The following is a 6,226-nucleotide window of genomic DNA, read 5'->3' on the forward strand; positions in this document are numbered from 1 at the left end:
AGGGGTGACTTGCGCATGATGGAGCAGGTAGGCGCTCGCACCTTGTGCGGGCCGACGTGGGGGCCATCAGGCTAATCGCCGAAAACATGCAGGATGTCAGTGTGCTTTGGCGTCCCGTACGGGATTCGAACCCGTGCTGCCAACGTGAAAGGCTGGTGTCCTAGGCCTCTAGACGAACGGGACGTCGCACAGTTTGGGTAGCCCGACAGGGGAGGGGATGCAAGCCCGGCTCAGGCATAAATGGCATCATTGACCTGGAGCGATACGGCATCGCCACCACGGAAGTCGTCGCGTCGGAGACGACCCGAAAGCGTCACCGAATGCCCGCGTGCCTGGACAAGGCCCTCCGCAAGCGGACCATCGTCCGCACGGAATAGGACCGCCCGCAACCGTGTTCCACTTTCGCCAGTCACCGTCAGGCCCAGCGTCGCGCCATCGCGCCCCATTCGAGAAACATGCGACAGAAGGCCGGATACCGCAAAGCGCGGCTCCTCATTGTCAGTCCCGAATGGCCCAAGCCTCGCGACCATGTCGGCCAGTATGGCGTCGGCCCCCTCCGGTGTGAGCGTGGCGGCGATCGCAAGTGGTGGGGGGCCAGCCACGGCGGCTGTGTCGCAGGCGCCGCAGACCAACGTGTGGAACGCGGCGAGCTGTTCCGGGTCGAGCGTCACGCCCGCCGCCAGCGCGTGGCCCCCGCCCTTTCGTGCGACACCCGCCGAGACCGCCTGCTGCACCGCGTGGCCGAGATGAACGCCCGGCACCGAGCGACCGGAGCCTTTCGCCGCCTCACTCCCGATGGCGAACACGAAAGCGGGGCGGTGCAGCCGCTCGCGAAGCCGTCCCGCCACGATGCCGACCACCCCTTCGTGCCAGCGCGGTGACGCGACAACGATGACCGGCAGGCCTGATGCCGCCTGAGCCTCCGCCGCCTCGAGCGCCTCGGCGAGGACGGCACGCTCGATCGTCTGGCGGTCACGGTTCAGCTCATCAAGCCTGCCCGCAAGTGCCTCGGCGGTTGCTGCATCTTCCGCGAGAAGCAGTCGCACCCCGAGGTCAGCATCGGCCAGCCTGCCGGCGGCGTTCAGGCGCGGGCCGAGGGCAAAGCCGAGCGCCTGGGCATCGACGCCCCGCTTGAGGCCGGCGACCGCCGAGAGCGCGGAGAAGCCAGGGCGAGGCGCCTGCGCGATGCGCGCGAGGCCGCGGTCGACGAAGGCGCGGTTGATCCCGCGCATCGGAACGACGTCGCACACCGTTGCGATCGCGACGAGGTCGAGGGTGCCGAGCAGATCGGGCTCCGGTCGGCCGTTGAACCAGCCAACGGCCCGCAGGTGTCGCATCAGCGCGACAAGCACGAGGAACGCGACCCCGGCGGCGCAGAGATGACCCAGGTCGCTGGTGTCGTCGTCGCGGTTCGGGTTGACCACCGCGCGGGCAGGGGGGAGCGCGCCCGTGAGCGCATGGTGGTCGATCACCACCACCTCGGCCACGCCTGAAATCCCAGCGATCGGCGCGTGTCCGGAACTGCCGCAGTCGACGCAGATGATCAGCCTGGCACCGCCATCGACCAGACGGCGGAAGGCGTCGATGTTGGGGCCGTAGCCGTCGATCACCCTGTCGGGCACGGCGTGCAGGACGGTTGCACCAAGCTCGCGGAGAACACCGACAAGGAGGGCGGTGCTGGCGGTGCCGTCCACGTCATAGTCGCCGAACACCGCGATCGTCTCGGCAGCGATCACAGAGTGTGCGATCCGCTGTGCCGCAAGCCCCGCATCCGCCAGGACCGAGGGATCGGGCAACAGGTCACGAAGCCTGGGGTTGAGGTATGAAGCAGCATCCTCTGCCGCAATACCGCGTGAGATCAGCAAACGCGCGATCTGCTCGGGCACGCGTGCGACCTGGGCGAAGCGCGTCGCGGCATCCTGATCGACGGCGGCAAAAATCCAGCGCCGGCCGCTCAGGGAGAGCGGGCCGGCGCCGTCCATCGTGCGTTCGCGGGGCCGATGGTCGTCAGGCGCCAAGGCTCAGGCGCCGATCCAGGACTTCCGTGTGAAGTTGTGGTTCGCCTCGATGTAGCGAACCGTGCCCGACTTTGATCGCATCACCAGGCTGTGCGTGCTCGCCCCGCCGCTCAGCCGCCGAACGCCGCGCAGCATCGCCCCGTTGGTCACGCCGGTGGCGGCGAACATCACGTCACCCTTCGCCATCTCGGTCGTGCTGTACTTGCGGGAGAGGTCGGTGATGCCCCATTTCGCGGCGCGGGCCTTTTCCTCCGCGTTGCGAAAGAGCAGCCGTCCCTGGATCTGCCCACCGATGCAGCGCAGCGCGGCCGCCGCAAGAACACCTTCCGGAGCGCCGCCCGAGCCCATGTACATGTCGATGCCGCTATCGGGCTGGGAGGTGGCAATGACCCCGGACACGTCGCCGTCGCTGATCAGCATGATGCGGGCACCAGCGCCGCGCACCTTGGCAATCAACTCGGCATGCCGGGGGCGGTCGAGAATGCAGACGACGAGGTCCGACACGTCGACGTTCTTTGCCTTGGCCAGCGCCGCAAGGTTCGCTTCCGGCGTGTTGTCGAGATCGACGATGCCATCCGGCAGGCCGCCGCCGACCGCGATCTTGTCCATGTAGACGTCGGGCGCGTTGAGGAAGTTGCCGGCCTCGGCGAGTGCCACGACGGCGAGCGCATTGTTGCCGCCCTTGGCGGTGATGGTCGTGCCTTCGAGCGGGTCGAGTGCGATGTCTGCCTTCATGCCGCCCATGCCGACCTTCTCGCCGATGTAGAGCATCGGCGCCTCGTCACGCTCGCCTTCGCCGATGACCACGGTGCCGTCGATCGCGACCGTATCGAAGGCGCGTCGCATGGCATCGACGGCTGCCTGGTCGGCTGCCTTCTCGTCGCCACGACCCATCAGCCGGCTTGCGGCGAGGGCTGCGGCCTCGGTCACGCGCACAAGCTCGAGGGCGAGGTTCCGGTCGATGTTTGCCGCATCCGGTGCATCGCCGCCTGCGGCGAATGTGCGGGCATCGCGGTCCTTGGTCGCCATCGGGTGGTTCTCCCTTCTCGGTATGGGGATTCTAGAGGGCTTCGATCCGCAGCATGGTCGGGGCTGCGATCACGGCATCGAGCGCGGCGATGCGCGAGAGCGCTGCCGCCATCGCCGCTTCCTGGCACACATGCGTCGTCAGCACCACGGGCACGGCTTCGCCTTCGCTCCTGCCGCGCTGCAGCATGCTTTCGAGGCTCACGGCGTGGTCGCGGAGGATGGCCGATACGTCGGCGATGACACCTGGGCGATCGACAACCATCAGACGCAGGTAGTATGCGCCGTGGCGCGCCGCGATCGGCACCGCCGGCTCCGCCGAGAGCAGGCCGCCGGCGACACCGAAGGGCGGCGTGATGCGGCCGCGGGCGATATCGATGATGTCGGCGACGATTGCCGATGCCGTGGGCCCAGCGCCGGCGCCGCGACCCTCCAGCATCACGCGGCCCACGAAGTCACCTTCGAAGGCGACGGCGTTGAACACCCCGTCGACATGCGCGATCGGTGACGCGACGGGCACCATCACCGGGTGCATGCGTGCCGATACGCCAGCATCCGTCCGCTCGGCGATCCCGATCAGCTTGATGCGGAAGCCGAGCTGGTCGGCGAACGCGATGTCGAGTGCCGAGACGCCACGAATCCCCTCGACATGCACGGACGCGAAATCGACTGGCCGCCCGAACGCGAGCGCTGCCAGGATCGCAAGCTTGTGGGCCGCATCGATCCCATCGATGTCGAAGGAAGGATCTGCTTCGGCGTAGCCAAGCTTCTGCGCCTCGGCGAGGACCTCGGCGAACTCGCGCCCCTCGGCGCGCATCGTGGTCAGGATGTAGTTGCAGGTGCCGTTCAGGATGCCGGCGACGCGCGTGATGTGGTTGGCGGCCAGGCCCTCGCGCAGCGCCTTGATGGCAGGGATACCGCCGGCAACCGCTGCCTCGAACATCAACGGCGCAGCCTTTGCCTCGGCCAGCCCGGCGAGGGCGGCGCCGTGGACGGCAAGCATGGCCTTGTTCGCCGTCACGACCGGCTTTCCAACGGCCAGCGCCGCCTCGACCGCGGCGCGGGCGACGCCGTCGGCGCCGCCGATTGCCTCGACGAGAACGTCGATGCCCGGGTCATTGGCAAGCGCCACCGGGTCGTCGAACCAGCGCAGTCCGCCAAGCGAGAGGCCGCGGTCGCGCGAGCGGTCGCGCGCGGCAACGGCTGTGACGGCAACCGGACGTCCCGCACGGGCCGCGATCAGCGCAGAATTGGCCTTCAGGAGGGTGAGCGTGCCGCCCCCGACCGTGCCAAGGCCGGCGATGCCGATCGAGAGAGGGTGCGGCATCAGGCAGCGTCCTCGACGCCGGGCGGCGCGCCACCCGGGTCGGCAAGCTCGGGCGCGTTGCTGCCCTGCAGGAACGTCCTGATCGCTCGGCAGGCCTGGCGGATGCGCTGGGTGTTCTCGACGAGGGCGATGCGCACATGGCCATCGCCATGCTCGCCGAAGCCGACGCCCGGGCTCACCGCCACCTGCGCCTTCTCGAGAAGCAGCTTCGAGAAGCCAAGCGATCCGAGCTCGCGGAACCGCTCCGGGATCGGCGCCCAGGCGAACATCGATGCTTCCGGGGCGGGAATATTCCATCCCGCTGCTGCCAACCCCTTCAGCAACACGTCACGCCGCTCACGATAGAGCTCCCGCATCTGGCCGACGCAGTCCTGGGGCCCATTCAGCGCGGCGACGGACGCGATCTGGATTGGCGCGAAGGCGCCGTAGTCGAGGTAGGATTTCACGCGTGACAACGCGGAGATCAGCTTCGGGTTGCCCGCGGCGAAGCCGATGCGCCAGCCTGCCATCGAATACGTCTTCGACATCGAGGTGAACTCGACCGTCACGTCCTTGGCCCCGGGAACGGCGAGAACCGAAGGGGGAGGGGCGTCGCCGAAGTAGATCTCGGCATAGGCGAGGTCGGAGATGATGAAGATGCCGTGCTTGCGCGCAAACGCGACGAGCGCGCGGTAGAAGTCGAGCGTGGTCGTCAGCGCGGTCGGATTGGACGGGAAGTTCACGATCAGCGCCGTCGGCTTCGGCACGGAGTGGATGACGGCGCGGTCGAGCGCGCGCAGCATCTCCTCGCCAGGCTCGTGCGGGATCGAGCGCACGGCCGCACCGGCGATCACGAACCCGAACTGGTGGATCGGGTAGGAGGGGTTCGGCACGAGGATGACATCGCCAGGGCTGGTGATCGCCTGGGCCAGGTTGGCGAGGCCTTCCTTCGAGCCGAGGGTGACGCAGATCTCGCTCTCAGGATCGAGGCCGACGTCGAAGCGCCGCTGGTAGTAGCTGGCCACGGCGCGGCGGAGGCCGGGGATGCCTCTCGAGACCGAGTACCGGTGCGTCCTCGGATCGGCGACGGCCTCCGTCAGCTTGGCGACCACATGGGCGGGCGCGCCGCTGTCGGGGTTGCCCATGCCAAGGTCGACGATGTCCTCGCCCCTGGCGCGCGCCTCCGCCTTCAGCCGGTTCACCTCGGCGAAGACGTAGGGGGGAAGGCGTCTGATCCGGTGGAAGTCTGATGGGGTATCGGCTGGCATGGACAATTCGCCTCTTTTGGGCAATCGGCCGGTTGCGCGGCGCGCTCCGGTAGCCCGGTCCGGCCTCGCTGTCGAGAGATGCTTGGGCCCTGGCAGCCAAGCGATGGCACCAGTCAGCGTGAGTATACCAGCCTCACCTCAGCGCCGCGACCGGCAGGGCCGGGGCGCGCCTCGCCGCCGAGTTCGATCGCGTCGGCAGCGACTCCTTCGGCCCGGAGGGCATCGGCCACCGCACGCGCGCGCGCGATCGGGAGGTCGAGCGCCCTGCCCGTGCCTTGTTCATCGGCAAACCCGGTGACGCGGAACGTCGCGCCGCGCCCTGACGCGGCGAGGCGGGTGAGCATGGCACGGTCAGGGGAGGCGATCGCGGTGGTCCCGGGAAGAAAGGCGAGGGCATAGCCGCTTGCCCCTGGCCCCAAGCGCTGGGGCTGCAGCGCGGTGCGGTCGACAATGACCGACGGCGCGACGGGGGCGGTGGGCGGGGGGCTTGGCCTCGCTGCCAGTTCAGCCTGCTGCGTGGACGCTGCCGGCGGCGCGGGGGCCGATGGGGGCGTCCGCTCGGGTGCGGCCGGCGCAAGCGGCGCGGCAAGCACGGGGGCGATGGGGAC

Annotated in this window: 5 protein-coding genes and 1 tRNA gene; all 6 read right to left on the minus strand. The window is 68.9% G+C overall.

The genetic code is table 11. The features are described from left to right. Positions 1-107: 107 nt before the first annotated feature. A tRNA-Glu gene (locus Q0C38_RS22860) sits at positions 108-183 on the minus strand. A 47-nt stretch (positions 184-230) separates the two neighbouring features. Beyond that, a complete protein-coding gene (recJ, locus tag Q0C38_RS22865) occupies positions 231-1,982 on the minus strand; it encodes a single-stranded-DNA-specific exonuclease RecJ (protein ID WP_291299449.1) in 1,752 nt (583 codons plus the stop codon). Between the two features lie 39 nt (positions 1,983-2,021). Continuing rightward, positions 2,022-2,981 (minus strand): class II fructose-bisphosphatase, encoded by a 960-nt coding sequence (gene glpX / locus Q0C38_RS22870; protein WP_291299452.1) that lies wholly within the window; start codon positions 2,979-2,981, stop codon positions 2,022-2,024. Between the two features lie 97 nt (positions 2,982-3,078). Continuing rightward, the gene (locus Q0C38_RS22875) at positions 3,079-4,371 is read right to left on the minus strand and encodes a homoserine dehydrogenase (RefSeq protein ID WP_291299450.1); all 1,293 of its coding nucleotides are present in this window, start codon (positions 4,369-4,371) and stop codon (positions 3,079-3,081) included. Continuing rightward, the gene (locus Q0C38_RS22880; protein ID WP_291299451.1) at positions 4,371-5,618 is read right to left on the minus strand and encodes an LL-diaminopimelate aminotransferase; all 1,248 of its coding nucleotides are present in this window, start codon (positions 5,616-5,618) and stop codon (positions 4,371-4,373) included. The genes Q0C38_RS22875 and Q0C38_RS22880 overlap by 1 nt, the downstream gene beginning before the upstream one ends. A 113-nt stretch (positions 5,619-5,731) precedes the next feature. Beyond that, a partial coding sequence (locus tag Q0C38_RS22885; protein ID WP_366937303.1) for an OmpA family protein occupies positions 5,732-6,226 on the minus strand: 495 nt, incomplete at its 5' end.

The sequence above is a fragment of the Elioraea sp. genome (assembly GCF_022842375.1).
GTDB lineage: Bacteria > Pseudomonadota > Alphaproteobacteria > Acetobacterales > Acetobacteraceae > Elioraea_A.